The sequence below is a fragment of the Paenibacillus assamensis DSM 18201 genome, assembly GCF_000422445.1.
Lineage (GTDB): Bacteria > Bacillota > Bacilli > Paenibacillales > Paenibacillaceae > Paenibacillus_B > Paenibacillus_B assamensis.
In genome coordinates this window covers 93,462-112,448 of record NZ_AULU01000003.1, presented here as the reverse complement: position 1 = coordinate 112,448, position 18,987 = coordinate 93,462, and the positions used below count along the sequence as shown (strand labels likewise).

General features: G+C 44.0%; 17 protein-coding genes and 1 riboswitch. Of the genes, 15 read left to right on the top strand and 2 right to left on the bottom strand.

From position 1 onward, the window contains the following. Positions 1 to 68: 68 nt before the first annotated feature. From H580_RS0100285 to H580_RS22780, 3 genes are all read left to right on the top strand, one after another. Positions 69 to 425 carry an arsenate reductase family protein gene (locus H580_RS0100285; protein ID WP_028593022.1) on the top strand — a complete coding sequence of 119 codons (357 nt, stop codon included), beginning with the start codon at positions 69 to 71 and terminating at the stop codon, positions 423 to 425. A gap of 124 nt (positions 426 to 549) precedes the next feature. Next, positions 550 to 1,446 (top strand): 5'-3' exonuclease, encoded by an 897-nt coding sequence (locus H580_RS0100280; RefSeq protein ID WP_028593021.1) that lies wholly within the window; start codon positions 550 to 552, stop codon positions 1,444 to 1,446. An 86-nt stretch (positions 1,447 to 1,532) separates the two neighbouring features. Next, on the top strand, positions 1,533 to 2,726 hold the full coding sequence (locus H580_RS22780; protein ID WP_245583447.1) for a phosphodiester glycosidase family protein: 1,194 nt from the start codon (positions 1,533 to 1,535) through the stop codon (positions 2,724 to 2,726). Positions 2,727 to 2,852: 126 nt separating this feature from the next. On the opposite strand, the gene H580_RS0100270 is transcribed toward H580_RS22780, so the two are convergent. Next, complete coding sequence (locus tag H580_RS0100270) at positions 2,853 to 3,149, bottom strand: DUF3055 domain-containing protein (RefSeq protein WP_028593020.1); 297 nt, start codon at positions 3,147 to 3,149, stop codon at positions 2,853 to 2,855. 255 nt (positions 3,150 to 3,404) lie between these two features. On the opposite strand from H580_RS0100270, the gene H580_RS22775 reads away from it, so the two are divergent. After that, complete coding sequence (locus H580_RS22775; RefSeq protein WP_051217109.1) at positions 3,405 to 4,475, top strand: HRDC domain-containing protein; 1,071 nt, start codon at positions 3,405 to 3,407, stop codon at positions 4,473 to 4,475. 65 nt (positions 4,476 to 4,540) lie between these two features. On the opposite strand, the gene corA is transcribed toward H580_RS22775, so the two are convergent. Continuing rightward, on the bottom strand, positions 4,541 to 5,476 hold the full coding sequence (gene corA, locus H580_RS0100255; RefSeq protein ID WP_028593019.1) for a magnesium/cobalt transporter CorA: 936 nt from the start codon (positions 5,474 to 5,476) through the stop codon (positions 4,541 to 4,543). Between the two features lie 557 nt (positions 5,477 to 6,033). Further along, positions 6,034 to 6,167, top strand: a riboswitch (SAM riboswitch). Positions 6,168 to 6,315: 148 nt separating this feature from the next. On the opposite strand from corA, the gene metA reads away from it, so the two are divergent. The 11 genes from metA to H580_RS0100200 all read left to right on the top strand — a co-directional run bounded on the left by metA (position 6,316) and on the right by H580_RS0100200 (position 18,860). Continuing rightward, entirely contained in the window at positions 6,316 to 7,260 is a 945-nt protein-coding gene (gene metA, locus H580_RS0100250) for a homoserine O-acetyltransferase MetA (RefSeq protein WP_028593018.1), read from the top strand. Further along, on the top strand, positions 7,257 to 8,492 hold the full coding sequence (locus tag H580_RS22770) for an aminotransferase class I/II-fold pyridoxal phosphate-dependent enzyme (RefSeq protein ID WP_051217107.1): 1,236 nt from the start codon (positions 7,257 to 7,259) through the stop codon (positions 8,490 to 8,492). The genes metA and H580_RS22770 overlap by 4 nt, the downstream gene beginning before the upstream one ends. A gap of 2 nt (positions 8,493 to 8,494) precedes the next feature. Next, the gene (locus H580_RS0100240; protein WP_028593017.1) at positions 8,495 to 9,652 is read left to right on the top strand and encodes a trans-sulfuration enzyme family protein; all 1,158 of its coding nucleotides are present in this window, start codon (positions 8,495 to 8,497) and stop codon (positions 9,650 to 9,652) included. Between the two features lie 257 nt (positions 9,653 to 9,909). Further along, on the top strand, positions 9,910 to 11,052 hold the full coding sequence (gene mqnC, locus H580_RS0100235) for a cyclic dehypoxanthinyl futalosine synthase (RefSeq protein WP_036604239.1): 1,143 nt from the start codon (positions 9,910 to 9,912) through the stop codon (positions 11,050 to 11,052). A 145-nt stretch (positions 11,053 to 11,197) separates the two neighbouring features. After that, the gene (gene ytxC / locus H580_RS0100230; protein ID WP_028593015.1) at positions 11,198 to 12,124 is read left to right on the top strand and encodes a putative sporulation protein YtxC; all 927 of its coding nucleotides are present in this window, start codon (positions 11,198 to 11,200) and stop codon (positions 12,122 to 12,124) included. A gap of 453 nt (positions 12,125 to 12,577) precedes the next feature. Beyond that, positions 12,578 to 14,542 carry a threonine--tRNA ligase gene (gene thrS / locus H580_RS0100225; protein ID WP_028593014.1) on the top strand — a complete coding sequence of 655 codons (1,965 nt, stop codon included), beginning with the start codon at positions 12,578 to 12,580 and terminating at the stop codon, positions 14,540 to 14,542. A gap of 293 nt (positions 14,543 to 14,835) precedes the next feature. Continuing rightward, complete coding sequence (locus H580_RS22765) at positions 14,836 to 15,507, top strand: 3D domain-containing protein (protein WP_425414100.1); 672 nt, start codon at positions 14,836 to 14,838, stop codon at positions 15,505 to 15,507. Between the two features lie 137 nt (positions 15,508 to 15,644). Further along, positions 15,645 to 15,815, top strand: a complete 171-nt coding sequence (locus H580_RS26065; RefSeq protein WP_157282609.1) for a hypothetical protein — start codon at positions 15,645 to 15,647, stop codon at positions 15,813 to 15,815. A gap of 232 nt (positions 15,816 to 16,047) precedes the next feature. Then, the gene (gene liaF, locus H580_RS0100210) at positions 16,048 to 17,163 is read left to right on the top strand and encodes a cell wall-active antibiotics response protein LiaF (protein ID WP_028593013.1); all 1,116 of its coding nucleotides are present in this window, start codon (positions 16,048 to 16,050) and stop codon (positions 17,161 to 17,163) included. A gap of 3 nt (positions 17,164 to 17,166) precedes the next feature. Further along, on the top strand, positions 17,167 to 18,219 hold the full coding sequence (locus H580_RS22760; protein ID WP_036604238.1) for a HAMP domain-containing sensor histidine kinase: 1,053 nt from the start codon (positions 17,167 to 17,169) through the stop codon (positions 18,217 to 18,219). Next, the gene (locus H580_RS0100200; RefSeq protein WP_028593012.1) at positions 18,216 to 18,860 is read left to right on the top strand and encodes a response regulator; all 645 of its coding nucleotides are present in this window, start codon (positions 18,216 to 18,218) and stop codon (positions 18,858 to 18,860) included. The genes H580_RS22760 and H580_RS0100200 overlap by 4 nt, the downstream gene beginning before the upstream one ends. Positions 18,861 to 18,987: the final 127 nt, after the last annotated feature.

Sequence of the window (18,987 nt, the reverse complement as noted above, 5' to 3'; positions counted from 1 at the left end):
ATGATAAGCGTACGACCGCTAGCAATACAGAGCCGCATGCAGTGGCACATTCGAGAGGAGAATGTACGATGGATCTAACTATTTATGAATACTCGAAATGCAGTACATGCCGCAAAGCCGTAAAATGGCTTAAGGATCAAGGTCATAACGTCAAGCAAATCCCAATTGTAGAGGAACCTCCTACTGTTCAGGAGTTGGAAAAACTTGTTGCAAGCAGTGGTTTGGAGCTTAAGAAATGGTTTAATACGTCTGGTGAGGTATACAAAGCGCTGCAATTGAAGGACAAGCTACCGGGGATGTCGGTGGAAGAGCAGTTTAAGTTGTTATCTGAAAATGGGAAACTGCTTAAGCGCCCGATTGTAACGGATGGAAATAAGACGACGATTGGCTTTAAAGAAGATCAATATGCGGATGCATGGTCATAGCAGTTAAATAACAATAGCAAGTATATGGGTAATGGTATCGCTTTTGGCAACATCCTCTATCGGATCAAGCGTAGTGCCTATGTTATACTAATGCAACGATAGTAGAGAGGAGCCGCCTACAACGATGAATACAAATGAAATGAATGAACAAAGACCTTCCCTGCTTCTAGTCGACGGGATGGCTTTATTATTTAGAGCTTACTATGCAACAGCCTATGGCGGATCAATCCGTCGTATGCAGGACGGAACGCCTACAAATGCTGTTTTTGGCTTTATGCGTTATTTTTGGGACGCTGTACAACGTTTTGAACCAACGCACATTGCATGTTGTTGGGATTTGAGCAGCAAGACATTCCGTTCAGAGCAATTTACAGATTATAAAGCGAACCGTCCACAATGTCCTGAAGATCTTGTACCGCAGTTCCAACTTATTCGAGATGTGATGGATTCCTTCCATATTCCTAATATTTCTTGTGAAGGTTATGAGGCTGACGATTGTATTGGTACATTGGCTCGTCAGTATCGTGAACAATTCAACGTGATGGTGCTGACCGGTGATCAGGATATGCTGCAGTTGGTTCATGAATATACAAAAGTTATCATTATGAAAAAGGGACAAGGCAATTATGCCGTGTATAGTCCTGATTTCTTAATGGAGGAGCGTCAGTTGACAGCCGAGCAAGTTATTGATGTAAAGGCACTTATGGGTGATCCATCTGATAACTATCCGGGCGTACGAGGCATCGGTGAGAAGACAGCTATGAAGCTTATCCAGCAGTATGGTAGCATTGAAGGCATACTAGACAATATGCCTGAGTTGGCTAAAGGGGTTCGAACGAAGATTGAGTCTGACCTTGAGATGATGCATCTGTCTCGTTCCTTAGCTCGTATTGAATGCGACGTCCCACTGCAATGTGAAATTGAATCCTGTCTTTTCGAGCCTGATCGAGATCTAGTTGGAACGATGTTCGAGCGCTTGGAAATGAAAAGTATGATTTCGTACTTGGGTATGACATCTTAATCCATGAATTACTTTATAGAGACAGCACATTTTGGAAGACATGTGCTGTCTTTTTGTTTATACTATATGTACATATGAGTATATACTTGGAAGGTAGAGATGAAATGTACAAGGAAACGTCTGATCGTAGAAATCGAGTAAATCGCGTATTCAAATCGTTAACCATGGTAGCAGCACTGTCGATGTTGCTCGTGCCGACTAATGCGTATGCAGTACCTACAGCATCAAGCAATGTTGGTGGGAAATTTGAAGTGCCTACTGCCCTCGCAAGCAAACCCAAACTGGCTGCGCCGCGTGTTTCCTCAAAGTCTATAAAGGTGGGCAGCCGTTCGATCGCGGTGCAAACCGTCCATGTTCCTAAAGGCTACGTGCCTGCTGCGGCATTTGGTAAAGGAAAATATGGGGCAGCTGCCAGTTTAAATGAAATGATGCGCAACCATCGAGCAACTGCTGGAATTAATGCGACTTTCTTTGAAGCGTACAATGGCGCACCTGAGCCATGGGGCACAGTTATTATTAACGGTCGTATCGAGCATGTGGGCAACCACGGAACTACGATTGGATTCCGACAAGACGGTTCTGCCTTGATGGACACGCTTCGGGTTAAATTGCGTGGAACCGTGACAAATGAGAAGACGGCGCGTGAGCAAGGCTGGTATGCTTATTTCGTCAATCGGACGCCAGCTAAAAATAGCTCTTCGGCCATCATGTTCACGCCTATGCGCGGTTCTCATCTCGGATTTGCATACGGCAATGCAGTTACCGTTCGCAATGGCCAAGTAACCTCGGTAACTAGCGGTCAAAATGTTCCGATTCCTAAAGATGGTTATGTACTCGTTTATACAGGTAAAGAGAAGAAAATGGCGGAGCGTTTCAAGAAAGGCGACAAAGTAACGCAAGTCTTCGAATATACGAATAAAGATGGACAAGCCATCGACTGGCAAGATGTTCAAACTGCGGTAGGAGCAGGGCCTCGCTTAGTGAAAGATGGCCGTGTTGCACTTCAACCAAAGGCAGAAGGTTTCCAGCAAGACAAAATACTTACCTTGTCTGCTACTCGAAGCGGAATTGGCATCATGCCAGACGGTTCGATTATGCTTGCGACAACAGGCAGCGCTACGATGAAACAGTGGGCAGAAGTATGGAAGCAGCTTGGTGCTAAGCAGGCAATGAACTTGGACGGCGGTGCTTCAACTGGTTTGTATGCAAACAATAAAGTGATTACTTCACCAGGAAGATTGCTTAGTAACGTGCTTATGTTTAAACAACCGAAATCATAAATAAAATAGGCGAAGAGCCTAGTCGCGCTAGAAAAGATGCAGCTACAATTGCTGCAACACCAATGCGATTAGGCTCTTATTATGTTCATGTGATATTCACTTTCATGCTGTGCCCTATCACGTCTATTAATCTGTGAAGTGTGCTTCTCCGACGACGAGAGCTAGGAAACGTCGCAAATCTTCTGCTGCATCTTCCTCAAGGCGATAAAATGATTCCAAATATCCTTCCTCTTCAAGGTCGTCTTGTCCAAGAATAGCTGTCAATCCTGATTGGAGATCAGTTACAAGCTTCTTGCCGTAGAAGCGGCTTGTTGTTGTGACAGCTAGATCGAAACGATGCATACTTTCACCGATGAACGTGACAAAGCGGGTGGATGTTTGTTCGGTAAAGTCTGATAAGAAATCCAATGGCTCAGCGCTCATAAGGTTGGTACCTCCTCATTCTCAATACGTTCCATCATAGCATAAGCAGAGTTGAATTGGGAATGTCGCAGATTAGATAGAACGTTGACAGCAATGATGTGATTGCCTATAATGGAAATAAATTCATAACCGGAATGAGGAAGCACCTCTTTTATGTCTGATGACATAGGAGAGGTGCTTCTTTTTTTATGCATCATTCCTTCGTTGTGATGCGTTACGAATGACACATTATTATGGATAAAAAGGAGAATGAGCATGATTATTGTATGGATGTCGCGATTAGAAAGGGCAGAGGTGTCCGGACAAGTACGGAGTGGATTAGTTACAGTGGGTGAAGAGGAAGGGAAGTGGCTTGTTTTATGGGAACAAGATGGTGATTGGGATCACCAGACAGAGGATGCCAATTCGACTTGGTATGAGGGAGATATATGGGCGGAAATGTGTGCGGCGCTTAGACGAGGTGTTGCAAGCTTGATGCGCAAAGGCTATGAGCCAACACTTGGATTTACACCGGATACGCAGCAGCATGAACGTCGGATGAAGGAGCGCAACGAATGGATTCATTGTTTTGGCGACTTACATGTTGATGAGGAGCTGTATCAGAAGTTGGTGCAGTGGCGCAAAGAAGTCGCTTCTTCCATTCGCCGCGCACCTTATTGGATTACGACGAATCGTATGCTTCGGCTTGTAAGTGCGTTCGTCCCACAAACGCTGGAAGAGTTGAAGCAGCTTCCTGGCTTTGGAGAGGCTAAGGTTCATACCTATGGTGAAGCCATTATGGCGATCACAGCACCGGTTCCGCGTAGGACGACATTTCCATTGGACTGGGTGAGTGCAGCGGTAGGTCCTGCGGCATTTTTGCAATGGGTATATCAGCAGGAGGAGCAGAAGATGTCCGGTGAGTTCAATCGTCTTGTTGATAAACGAACCTTAATCGAAGCTGTCCAGCAGCAATTGGGGCCAGAAGTGATTATGGAGCGTTTGAACGTTGATCGTCGCGAATTGCTTGTTCGTATTGAAGCATTGTCTGAAGAAGGATATGACATGATGTCTTATGCGGAGCATGTACTGAGTGAGATTGATACGGAGATGCGCACCCGGATTGGGGATTCGCTGCAGCAGCTAGGTATGGATTATTTGAAGCCAATCTATATTCAAACATTTGGCCAAGAAGCGTTGAAGGATGCCTCTGCCATTATTCAACGACGCTATGAATACATACGGCTCGTTCGTATGCAGATACGTAATAGCAGCCGAACAGAGCAGGGATCCGCACGACCTAGTTCAACGAGGTCGCGAGTGGATGTTGAAGCCAAAGCTGTATAATGCTTAATGGATGATTCAGATATTGAAAAAGCCCGCGTTAATCGCGGGCTATAGTTGCTGTAAGATTAGAGCCAGTCTTTCTTTTTGAACCAGATGAGCATAATGGTTCCAAGCATGAACATAAATCCGATCAGGAACACGGCTCCATACTTATAATGAATAAATGGAATATTATCAAAGTTCATTCCGTATATACCGGTAATGAACGTCAGTGGCATGAATATCGTTGTCATTGCTGTAAATACACGCATAATTTCATTCGCGCGGTTGGCAATGCTGGATTGATAAGATTCTCGTAAGTTCGCCATTAAGTCGCGGAATGTATCGAATGTCTCGGCAACTTTAACGGCATCTTCATAAATATCTCTGAAATATTTCTGCAAGTTGTCATCAATTAACCGCAAATCTTTGCGGTAAAGGACAAGCAGCAGCTCTTTCTGAGGTGCTAGTTCTTTCTTCACCCACAATATTTCACTGCGCAGACTGATGATTTCGTTCAAATGTGATTTTTTAGCATTGACGAGCACTTCTTCTTCTAAATTTTCAATCTTAGCTTCAATTCGATCGGCAACTTTGAAGTAGCTGTCAACTACTGTATCTATAACAAGATATAACATCCGATCAGCGGAGCTTACTTCTTGTTCCCACAAGAGAGGCTTAACTGTACGGAGCTCATTAATTTTTTGTTTGGTAATGGTGATGATATAATGTTTGCCTAAAAATATGTTCAAGGCGCGAAGAAAAATTTCTTCATCGTCAAATCGAATACTGTTGATAACGATAAAATAATGGCCTTCATATATTTCCATTTTTGGGCGCTGTTCTTCATCATTCAAACAGTCCTCTACAGCCAAGTCGTGCATTTGAAATAATGGCTGGAGTATGACAAGGTCATCCAAATCCGCATCAATCCAATAAAAGCCTTCTTCTGGTGCGGTTAATGTAGTATTAATATCATCAATGGGTGTAAATATACCTTCGTTGACGAGACGAATCTTCATCATAATCACTCCTTCTTGCCACCTTACATGGGTAGCTTGTGTCGTCTTGTACTTGACGATTCATCCGGAGTGATGTCGGTCCGTTCGTCTTGCCTGCGCTTAAATACAGAAAAAATACATGTAGTCATGCATGAGCAATCAGACTAAGCTAAAGGTGACACAAACATAATGTGCCCACGAACATTGGACGACAACCGTGTGCAAATGCAGCACGTCCTCGTCGAATCGTCATATTCGGTTGTCCGTAATCGCGACTGCTTATCCTCGGGTCGCCTTCCATGCGAACTCACCTCTGCTATTAGTGTCTTTCCTCATATTTGTGCAACTGGATAGTCACCTGGCACTTGTCTAGTATATACGCCTTGATTGCCTAGTTTCAAGAACTAAACAAATGCCAACTACGTATATTCCGTTACAGATGTGCTTGGAAAATTCGTAAGTATACAGTAGTACTGTATGATTTTTTACGATTTTTGGTTCTTCCCCCTTGACGGAATCATTTCCCATGCTTTAAATTATTACCAAGTCCACATGAAGACAATTCCATAACATATGCAATCTTATCAAGAGTAGGTGGAGGGACAAGCCCGATGATACCCGGCAACCGGCGTTAGCAATTGCGAAACGCAGCGGTGCTAATTCTTGCAGAATACCGATGTCATAGACATTTGGTCGTTCTGAGAGATGAGAGAGGCGCAAGTATGTATAAGTAGCGACCTTTCTTACTAGAGAAAGGTCTTTTTTGTTTCATTTACCACCGTGACTTCTCCTCTAAACAGATTGTGCAAAACATGGTGTCCAAGATGAGGGACGACATATCGATTTAGGAGGTTTTTGTTATGCCTATTAAAGTTCCTGATCATTTGCCGGCTAAAGAAGTTTTGTCCCAAGAGAATATTTTTGTGATGGATGAGACGCGTGCTTATCAACAAGATATTCGACCTCTGAAGATTATCATTTTGAACTTGATGCCAACCAAAGAAACGACGGAAACGCAGTTGTTAAGATTAATTGGAAACACCCCATTGCAAGTCGATGTTACACTGCTGCATCCTGCAACACACACTTCTAAAAATACGTCCGCTGAGCATCTAACATCGTTTTACAAGACATTTGAAGATATACAGGATGAGCTGTTCGATGGTTTAGTTATTACGGGAGCTCCAGTAGAACAGTTGGAATTCCATGAAGTGACCTATTGGCAGGAGCTTTGCAAGATCATGGAGTGGTCTAAACATCATGTAACTTCGACGCTGCATATCTGTTGGGCTTCTCAAGCAGGTTTGTATTACCACTTTGGTGTTCCTAAACATCCGTTGGAGAAGAAATGTTTCGGTGTATTTAACCATACACTCTGTACTCAAAATGTCCGCTTAACTCGAGGCTTCGACGAACAGTTCCTCGTACCTCAATCTCGTCATACGGAAGTTCGCGTAGAAGATATGGAGAAAGCGCCGGGCTTAGAGATCATATCCACGTCCGAAGAAGCCGGTGTGTATTTGGCGGCAAGTAAAGATGGCAAGCAAGTATTTGTTACAGGTCACTCCGAATATGACGCAGAGACGTTGAAATGGGAATACGACCGTGATATTCAAAAAGGCATGCAAATGGATATTCCGGTAAATTATTATCCGAATGACGATCCGACAAAGCGTCCTTACTCTACATGGAGAGCGCATGCGAATTTGTTGTTCTCCAATTGGTTGAATTACTATGTCTACCAAGAGACGCCATTTCAACTTGGTACGGCAGCCGATCGAATGGAAGGAGCGGGAGCAAAATGATTGAACGTGATGAAAATGGATATAAAATTGAAAGTCAGTTAGCGCAAATCGGCTCGATTGCAGAGCCAAAGACAGGTGCGGTGAACTTTCCGATCTATCATTCGACAGCTTACCGTCACCCGCGACTTGGTCAAAGTACGGGATTCGACTATACGCGTACGAAAAATCCGACTCGTTCTGTGCTTGAGGATGCAGCAGCATTGTTAGAGCGTGGAGATGCAGGCTTTGCCTGTAGTTCGGGCATGGCGGCGCTTCAGACCGTCTTTGCCCTTTTCAGCCAAGGCGATCATTTGATCGTTTCCTTAGATTTATACGGAGGTACGTATCGCTTGCTAGAGCGCATTATGAAGCGCTTTGGTGTAGATGCTTCCTATGTAGATACCAATGATATCGAAGCAATGGAGGCTGTGCGTACGCCAGCTACAAAGGCAGTTGTAATCGAGACACCTACAAACCCATTGATGATGATTACGGATGTAGAAGCTGTAGCAAAGTGGGCAAAGTCTCACAACTTGCTCACAATCGTAGACAACACCTTGCTTACTCCATTTTTCCAGCGTCCTATAGAGCAGGGGGCTGATATTGTCGTACATAGCGCGACAAAATATTTGGGCGGCCATAATGATGTACTAGCAGGATTAATTGTAACAAAAGGTAAGGAACTGTCTGAGGAGATCGCATTTTTGCATAATTCCATCGGAGCTACGTTAAGCCCAACGGATGCCTATCAATTAATGCGTGGTATGAAGACGCTTGCGATTCGTATGGAGCGCCATGAATACAACGCGACAAGATTGGCTGTATGGCTTCGTGATCATGAATCTGTCGATGCGGTGTACTATCCTGCACTAGAAGATCATCCTGGATATGAGATTCAGCAGCGTCAATCGTCGGGTAATACGGGGATCTTTTCATTCCGTCTAAAAGATGCTCGCTATGTAGAGCCTATTTTGCGCCATATTCGACTAATTGCTTTCGCGGAGAGCCTGGGTGGGGTGGAATCTTTGATGACATACCCAGCTGTGCAGACACATGCTGACATCCCACAGGAAATTCGCGAAGCTATTGGAGTAGATGATCGTTTGCTGCGTTTCTCTGTTGGTATCGAGCATATTGATGACCTTATTGCTGATTTGGACCAAGCCTTGATTAAAGCGAAGGCAGAAATAGCCGAGCTTGATTCTGCTTCAGTTGATGCAAAAGAACCTGCTGCCGAAGGAAAAGGGGTGTAGGTATGAGCCGCGATCACAATCAATTTTCTACGAAGCTCATTCACTTTGGCAAAGAAGTTTGCGAGCATACAGGTGCATCAAGTGTGCCGATTTATCAAGCGAGCACATTCCATCATGAAGATATATTTAATCCTCCTGCTCATGATTATTCACGTTCAGGCAATCCGACACGTGAAGCGTTGGAAGGATATATCGCCTTGTTAGAAGGCGGTACACGTGGATTCGCATTTGCATCTGGTATGGCGGCCATTTCTTCCACGCTGCTGCTGTTGTCGGCTGGAGATCATGTGATCGTGACAGAAGATGTATATGGCGGTACCTATCGTTTACTAACTTCTATTCTTGATCGGATGCAAATCGAGACGACTTTTGTGGATATGACGGATCTGAATCAAGTAGAAGCTGCCTATCGTGCAAATACAAAAGCGATTTATATGGAAACGCCATCCAACCCTACTTTGAAAATTACGGATATTGCTGCTGTTACCGCATGGGCGAAGTCTAAAGGTTTGTTAACTTTGCTCGATAACACCTTTATGACACCATATCATCAACGTCCAATTGAGCAGGGTGTTGATATCGTGCTTCATAGCGCGACCAAATTCCTTGGTGGGCATAGTGATGTGCTAGCAGGCTTAGCTGTAACGAACGATGAAGAGCTAGGGAATCGTGTGAAAATGCTGCAAAATGGTCTTGGCACCGTCTTGGGCGTTCAAGACAGCTGGCTGCTTATGCGCGGTATGAAAACACTTGAAGCTCGTATGCGTCACAGCGAGACAAGCGCGGGCAAGCTAGCACAATGGCTGAGTGAACGGAACGATATTACGCAAGTCTTTTATCCAGGTTTACCAAATCATCCAGGCAGAGAAATACATGAACGTCAATCACTAGGATATGGTGCAGTTGTATCGTTTGATGTTGGTTCAGGTGAGCGTGCGAAGCAGGTGCTTAATGCGGCACAGCTTCCGCTTGTAGCGGTTAGTCTTGGAGCTGTGGAAAGTATTTTGTCATATCCGGCTATGATGTCACATGCCGCTATGCCCCCACATGTCAGAGCAGAGCGGGGAATTACAGATGGAGTACTTCGCTTCTCTGTAGGCTTGGAACATATTGATGATTTGATTGCAGATTTGGATCAAGCTTTGTCCTTGTCTAAATAATAAACAACTGAATACAGCCCCTCCGCCCCTTTTATATATGGAAAAGTTGACACCAAAATGACGTTTTGAAAGGGATGGGAGGGGTATTTTTATAAAGAAATCTATGATAGGATGAAGGAAAGGCAGGCTTGGTTTATGGAATCGAAATAGACCCGCGACATCAGGGTCATATACCAACCTGCACATTAACATTCATGTTCGGCAGATTGTTTCTGTCGTCTCCGTACACCCTAACATGAGAGGAAGTGACGGTAACGATGAGTTCATCGATTGACCGCATTTTAGACAAGGCTTTGCGCGGCGAACGCATAGATACGGATGAGTGTGTCACGCTGTTTGAATCCGACCAAATAGAGAAAATGGGCTACGCTGCCAATAAAATGATGGAGAAGTGGCATCCAGATCCAATTACAACCTTTGTTATTGGACGGAATATTAATTACACGAACGTGTGTGATGTGTTCTGTCGCTTCTGTGCGTTCTATCGCTCACCGAAGTCGGGAGAAGGATATGTCCTGCCTGATGAAGTTATTTTCCAAAAGATTCAAGAAACAATTGACGTTGGCGGTACCGAGATATTAATGCAGGGTGGAACGAACCCGAATTTGCCGTTCTCGTATTATACGGATTTGCTTAAAGAGATCAAAGCTCGCTTCCCGAACATTACGATGCATTCCTTCTCTCCTGCTGAGATTATGAAGATGAAGGAAGTATCCAATGGCTTGTCTTTGGAGGAAGTCGTGGGTCAAATTCATGCAGCAGGTCTTGATTCCTTGCCAGGTGGCGGTGCTGAAATTCTTGATGACCGTACGCGCCGCAAGATTAGCCGGCTAAAAGGGTCATGGCGTGATTGGATGGATGTTATGCAGACTGCGCATCGTGACGGCATGAACACAACCGCTACGATGGTTATCGGGTTCGGTGAAGCGATGGAAGAACGAGCGCTTCACTTGGAGCGGGTACGCATTGCACAAGATGAATGCTTGGAACAGAAATATCCTTCCAAAGGATTCCTGGCGTTCATTCCTTGGACATTCCAGCCAGACAATACGAATATGAAGGCGGAGCGTGTTAGCCCGGAAGAATATTTGAAAACATTGGCGATCAGTCGCTTGTTCTTGGATAACATTCCAAACTTCCAATCTTCCTGGGTCACAATGGGGCCTGAGATTGGCAAGAAGACGTTGAGCTTTGGCTGTAATGACTTTGGCAGTACGATGATTGAAGAAAATGTAGTATCTGCAGCAGGAGCTACTCACAAGGTAAATATCGAGAGTATTCTTCGTCTTATTCGTGAAGCAGGCAAAACGCCAGCGCAGCGTAATACGAAGTATGATATATTGCGCGTCTTTGAAGAAGACGTAACGAATGTTGAGCGCGATTTCGTCATGCAGAACTAATTTAGAGGTATTAGAGTATATAGTGTAGGGTCTTCCGGATTGATTTCTGGAAGGCCTTTTTAATTTGGTTATACTGCCAAAACCCACTTCGTATATCTCTCTGTTCCCCCCCATATACTGATAAGGAACAGAAAGGAGTGAGTTCATGGAACTGTTCACCATCATTATTCCCCGTGCTGATAATCATGAGCCGCAGCAATTAAAAGGTTTACTACAACAGGAACTGGGCGATTTACATACACATCCACAAGGCGTATTGATCGAAGAGGGAGGGCAGTCTTCTCCCATAGATTGGATTGCGTGCAGAGGAGTGCTTCCAGGATTTCAGTTGTCTAAACAAGGTGAGCAAGTATGGCAGCGTGCAGCACAAGCATTAGCGGAATATGTATTGACTGTAAAAGAGGAACCGCTCGTTCGTTCCATCATTAGCAAAGTAAAGCAGCTTGACGAATCAGAATACGATAAAATTCAAGAATACTGCATGCATTTGTTAAATGGTGCTGAAGATATCGGTGGACGTGAATCTAGGCATCGTCGCAAAGCAAAGCTTGTTCGACTGATTCATGCTTACTTATCTGAATACACGACACTGCATTTGGACGGGTTTATTCGGTTTCGGATGGAGAGCTACCTATCTGAACTTCGAGAAGTAGTGGAGTATGCAGTAGACGAATTTATTTTGGAGCGGCAATATCAAGAATTTATCAGTTTATTGAAATATTTTGTGTATATCCAAGATACGAAAATTCCGCTCGCTCATCTTGTGCATAAAGGTGGGCATGAATTTGAGCTGATGAACGAGAAATGGGAACCGCTTGAGCCTATGCATGTCGTTGAGGGTATGATTGTGGAAATGCTTGATGGTGATATGGAGATGGAGGATATGATCGTGAGCACGCTCATTAACGTATCCCCAGGAAGGATTGTCATCCATACGAGAGATGCTGAGTCCCAAGTCATTAAAACGATTCAGCAAATATTTGAAGCAAGAGTTGATGTATGCGAATATTGCAGTTCATGCCAATCGTTCTTTGTTGCAGGTAAAGGCTTAACACTTGACCTAGCTGATTGAATCACATATAATATCGGATATTAATACGTTATAGCGTTGACGAAGACATGAATGCGGAATGGAACCGTACAGAGAGAAGGATCAAGGCTGCAAATCCTTTCGGCGCACATCTACATTTACCACTTCTGAGCTTTGAGCGGGAACCTGATGAACTGAGCATTTTCACATCTTCAGTTATGTATCAGTAGTAACGTTCGACGGTTCATTTCCGATATCAAATGACTCAAGGACAGCAATTGGTCTACATGGTATCATGTTTCGTACAGAGTACGTATTGCTGTTGAATGAGGGTGGAACCACGGGTATATTAACAACACTCGTCCCTTTTTAAGGGATGGGTGTTTTTTGTGTGTTTAATGAAGGTTAGTGTGTACAGTAGTCAAGGAGTTCATGTTGTAGAGCAGTGTCGTTCATTATGCTGTTTTGCAACTCATCAATAAGGGGGATATAAAGATGTCTATCGTAAAAGTAACGCTTCCTGATGGTTCTGTGCGTGAATACGCACAAGGAAGCACAATTGAAGATGTCGCTGCTTCCATTAGCAGCGGGTTGAAGAAAAATGCAGTCGCTGGTAAATTGGACGGCAAAGTTGTTGATTTGTACACTGCAATCGAAGCAGATGCAGCAGTAGAAATTATTATGCCTGAATCCGCAGAAGGGCTAGAAGTAATCCGCCACAGTACGGCGCACTTGATGGCTCAAGCGATCAAGCGTTTGTACAAAGATGCAAATGTGAAACTTGGTATCGGTCCTGTTATTGAAGATGGTTTCTACTACGATATCGATATGGATATTTCGTTGACGCCTGAAGATTTGCCGAAGATCGAAAAAGAAATGGACCGCATCGTTTCGGAGAACTTGCCAGTTCGCCGCCGCGTTGTTTCACGCGAAGAAGCACTTCGTATTTATGAGGAGCTAGGTGACAACTTGAAGCTTGAGTTGATTAATGATTTGCCAGCAGACTCTGAAATTACGATTTATGATCAAGGCGAGTTCTTCGACTTGTGCCGTGGATCTCATGTACCATCTACAAGCAAGTTGAAAGTGTTCAAGTTGTTGAACCTTGCTGGTGCATACTGGCGTGGAGATTCCAAGAACAAAATGCTTCAGCGCATTTACGGTACTGCTTTCCCGAAGAAAGCTCAATTGGATGAGTACTTGCGTCTTCTTGAAGAAGCGAAGAAACGCGACCATCGTAAACTTGGTAAAGAACTGAAAATCTTTACGTTCTCTCGTGAAGTTGGACAAGGCCTTCCGATCTGGCTGCCAAATGGTGCTACACTGCGCCGTACGATGGAGCGCTATATTGTAGATATGGAAGAGCGTTTGGGCTACAGCCATGTGTACACGCCGGTATTGGCGAACGTTGAATTGTACAAAATCTCTGGTCACTGGGAGCACTACAGTGAAGATATGTTCCCTAAAATGACGATGGACAATGAGGAGCTTGTACTTCGTCCAATGAACTGTCCTCATCATATGATGGTGTACAAGAGCGAGCCGCATAGCTATCGTGAATTGCCAATCCGTGTAGCGGAGTTGGGCACCATGCACCGCTATGAAATGTCGGGGGCATTGACTGGTTTGCACCGTGTACGTGCAATGACATTGAATGATGCACATATTTTCTGCCGCCCGGATCAAATCAAAGAAGAATTCGCTCGTGTTGTTCAATTGATTCAACGCGTTTACAAAGATTTCGGTATCGAGGACTACCGCTTCCGTCTGTCTTACCGTGATCCGCAAGATACAGAGAAGTACTTCCAAGATGATGCGATGTGGGAGATGTCCCAACGCATGCTGCGTGAAGTAGTAGAAGAGCTTGGCTTGCCGTTCTATGAAGCAGAAGGCGAAGCGGCATTCTACGGTCCGAAGCTTGACGTACAGATCAAGACTGCGCTTGGCAAGGAAGAGACACTGTCTACAGCTCAGCTTGATTTCTTGCTTCCTGAGCGCTTCGAGCTTGAGTATGTAGGGGAAGATGGCAACAAGCATCGTCCAGTCGTTATCCACCGTGGTATCATTAGTACGATGGAGCGTATGACTGCGTTCTTGCTTGAGAACTTCGCGGGCTCCTTGCCGCTCTGGCTTGCTCCGGTTCAAGCGAAAGTGATTCCAGTATCGCCAACGTATGAAGCTTATGCAAAAGAAGTTGCAGAGCAAATGCGTGAAGCTGGTATTCGTGTAGATGCAGATCTGCGCAATGAGAAGCTTGGCTACAAGATCCGTGAAGCACAGCTTGAAAAGGTAACGTACATGCTTGTTGTTGGCGAAAATGAGAAGAATGAAGGAGCTGTATCCGTACGTAAGCGCGGTGAAGGCGACCTTGGTGTTATGTCCGTTCAAGCAGCGGTTGAGAAGCTTCAAGACGAGATTCGTCGTCGCGTCCTTCCAACTATTCCAACAGAAGAGAAGTAATCTATACCCGTCCTGTGTTATCATAGGGCGGGTTTTTATTTTATATTTTTCGATGCATAAATTTTCACGTTGCAGGAAATCCTTCCGATTAAAGAAGTGTATAACCATTTGTTTACAACTAGAGTTATGTGCTGAATTTTACAATAGTTTTGATTCTTTAATCCATATCAACAAGACGGAGTGACAGCAGCGTGAAGATGAAGAAATGGTTATGCTGGGTCGCAGTAATGGCGACGATTATGGTAGCAATAACATTTAGCTGGGAAGGACAAGTAGAAGCTCAGTTAGGTACGATGCCAATAGGGGTGTACAGCGATTGGAGCTGGAATAGTTGGAATACACCATTTATTAAGACGATGGCAGAACCTCGTTTAAGCTCGATACAAATGAAACTTCAATCCATTGCAGGTAACCTAAAACCTTCTGTAGAGGACAGAGCTAAGATGGTATCGGCAGAAGGTGTCGATCGGAAACGAGTGAATGACGAGAAAAACAGTAAGGTAGCAACGACAACGGCTGTCTTATTTGCAGACAAGCTGCTAGCTCCGCAGCAAGAACAAGTAATTAGTGCAATGACCGTTACAGCGACTGGTTATACGGCTGGCATTGAATCTACGGGTAAGCTGCCAGGTCATCCGTCGTATGGCATAACCTATTCTGGGGTAAAAGTACGTCGTGGCTATGTATCAACAATAGCAGCCGATCTAGGTGTATTTCCATTGGGATCCATCTTGTATATCCCTGGGTATGGATACGGCATTGTAGCAGATATAGGTGGTAAAATTAAAGGTTCACATATTGATCTTTATTTTGACACAACAAAACAGGTATATAAGCAGTGGGGCAAGAAGAACGTAGAGATCCAAGTGATTCGTAAAGGAAGCGGGAAAGTAACAGAGCGTATGATTGATGATTTAAATGCGACTGTTAAAAAAAATAAAAGATTAACAAAGCTGAATATGTAATATATGTTAGACATTTTTGTGGTGCATAATGCGGTGCTGTTGATCGCATAATATTTGATGTGGAAACGAGATGTTTCCTTCATATACTTCGCAATCTTCATCAGGGATGAAGGGCGAGCCGCAGGAGGTGAAATGCGATGAGCAACCATAACCAAAAGAACAAGTTTGGTGCATCTTCTTCTCAGAATCAACAGCAACAAAACAATTTTGATGCTGAGTTTGCAGCGGAAGCAGGTACTGGTGTGGCTGGAACAGCTGGTGCTGCTGGTAAAGCAGCGAAAGGCCAATCCCAAAAGGCACAACAGTAACATCGCGTGAAACCGTTAAAAAGCGGCAAAAGAAGGCAATCATGCTGGAAACAGCAGATTGTCTTCTTTTTTTGTGAATTGAAATAGATGTGAAGAAGAGCATCTCAGTCTCTAGACCGAGATAAAGTTCAATCTCTCGGATCTGTTACTAGTATTGGAACTGCTATACAATACCATTATTGAACAAGTTCAATCGCAGAAAATGGTCTGCAATAAGAAATGAGGGATAGAGATGACAGGCAACAAAGGACGCTGGATTGGCGGATCAATACTTGTTACTGTGGGTGTACTGTTTATGCTGCAGCAATGGGGATTCTTGCATTTTAATATCGGAGATCTCGTATCTATATTTTGGCCGCTCATCTTATTGTTTGTTGGAGTCAGTATGCTCGCAAGTGGTACTTGGGCGGGTTTGATTGTGTTAGGCATTGGCGGTTTCTTTCTACTATCGAATTTAGAAATTATCCATATGTCTCTCGGGGAAGCCATTCGAAGAGCATTTCCACTGATTATTATAGCGCTTGGTCTTATTGTGCTCTTTGGTGTTAAGGGCAAATTCAAATCGTCCAAACATAAAGAACCGGAATGGAATCCATCTTCGACGACATCAACAGAATGGAAGAAGCCTGAATACGAAGATCCATTTGCCGATTATGTCAAAAACTTAAACGCTGAACAGCATCCAATTCATCCAATTTCTAATGACGTAGAAGGACATAAAGAGGATGGGGGAGTAGATCACCTTAAGATGAACATACCGAAGCCTCCCAAACCACCTAAGCCACCACATTATACGACGTATAATAAAAAGAAAGACTTTGACGATGAGTTAGATCTTGATTTTGATTTGGATGTTGACGATTATGACTACGACTATGATGATGATTACAGTGACCAAGACGATTACGATTACAAAACATATAAGAAGAAACTAAAGCATGCTGCTAAAAAAATGAAGAAGAAAAAAGGGAAGATTGAAAAATCCTGCTTTATCGGGGATATTCATTTAGGACATGATTATTGGGAGCTGCGTCCGGCAAATGTATCGAATTTTATTGGGGATACAATTATCGATCTAACGAAGGCGCAAGTGCCTTATGGAAAAACGAGTATAAATGTAAGTAGTTTTATCGGTGATGTCAAAGTGTACGTGCCAAACGATATGGAACTAGGTGTATTCGTATCTTCGCATTCTTTCTTGGGAGATATGAAAGTGTTTGATCAGAAGTACTCCGGTTTTATGCGTGATCTCGAAGCCAAAACACCATTTTTCCACGAGTCCAGTAAAAAGGTTCTGATCGAGGTTAACAGTTTTATTGGTGATGTAAAAGTGATAAGGGTGGGCTAATGCATGGGATATATACGCTTGTGGCGTGCCAATAATCTGAAATGGGAATTGTTATGCTCATTTATCATTTCAGGAAGTATTATCGTTGCTAGCTTATGGCTTGCCTTTAGCTTTGGGGATGGATGGTTTACGGGTTGGGTTCAGTGGCTGTTTGGTATTTTGACGGTTCTTATCGTCTCATTAATAACGGGTTACGTTACAGGGTTGAGAATCCAACGCAAGCTCGACACGCTTAATGAAAGTATGATGCAGGTGGCCAAGGGGAACTGGTCGGTTCGAATTCAAGAAAGTGAGCATACATCGTTTGATTCGTTGTATGAGCATTTTAATACGATGATGCAGACAACAGAACAGAAGTTGAAGCTGCTGCAAAAGTTGACCGAACAGCAAGTCATTGAGCGTGAAATTTTCAATGAACAAATTGTTCAGGAGGAAAGAAAGCGATTGGCGCGTGACCTTCATGATTCGGTTAGTCAACAGTTGTTCGCGATTCATATGTCTTCCGCTTCATTGCCAAAAGTAATGGAACTGGATGAAGAGCGCGCCAAGCTCGTTGTCACACAATTAATTGAAATGTCGCATAATGCTCAGCGTCAAATGCGAGCCTTAATTTCGCAGCTCCGTCCGATTGAGTTGGATGGGCGATCCCTGCAAGAAGCGCTGGGGGTTTGGTTTCCTGACTATTGCCGTCAAAACGGTTTGCAGGGCAAGATCGATATCCATGTTGAAAATGATTTATCTGAAGCAAAAGAACATCAATGCTTCTTAATGATACAAGAAGCAATGGCGAATATTGTTAAGCATGCTAAGGCCGATCAGGTTACACTTAGTATGCAGGAATCTGCGAATCGCATGTTGCTGTCAATTGCGGATGATGGCGTGGGGTTCGATCGTAATAATAAGAGTTCTTTTGCTGGCAGTTATGGTTTAACAACGATGCAGGAACGTGCTGATAAGCTTGGGGGACATATGGAGTTGATTAGCCAACCAGGTGCGGGTACGACAATTCGAGTATATATTCCACTGTTTGAAGCTGAGGGGATGGAATCAGGATGAGCAAGATGAAAGTCTTTCTTGTAGATGATCATGAAATGGTTCGACTAGGTTTGAAGACGTACTTGATGCTTGATTCGGAAATCGATGTGTTGGGAGAGGCGAGTGGAGGGCATGATGCTCTGAATAAGCTCGAAGCGATGGAAGACAATCTCCCTGATGTCGTATTAATGGACTTGATGATGCCTGACATGGATGGAGTGGAAACGACGAGCAGATTGATTGCGCGTTATCCGCAGCTCCGGATTGTCATGTTAACGAGCTTTATGGAAGATGAGCAAGTTGTTTCTGCCATTCAAGCGGGTGCGGTTAGCTACGTGTTAAAGACTATATCTGCCGAAGAGCTGTGCTATGCAATTCGCGGTGCTTATCGAGGTATGCCTGTCATGAGCGGAGAAGTTTCTCAAGCGCTGACTCGTGGATTGCGTAAGCGGGCTGCAGAGCCTGAGCATGATGGCTTGACTGAGCGGGAAAAAGAAGTGCTGCTGCTTATTGCAGACGGCAGAACAAACAAAGACATTGCGGATGAGCTCCACATTAGTATAAAGACGGTAAAAACACATGTCTCAAATCTATTAATGAAATGTGAGCTGCAGGATCGAACGCAGTTAGCTGTGTTTGCGCATCGCAAAGGCTGGGCATAGTGATAGAACGGCATGTGAACAAGTAAGTCAAACATATCGGAGTTAATCGCCTATTCGGATACTGTCGAATGGGCTATTGTTATATAAATAGTTAAAAAAGAAAACGAATATCGGTTTTATTCCGTTT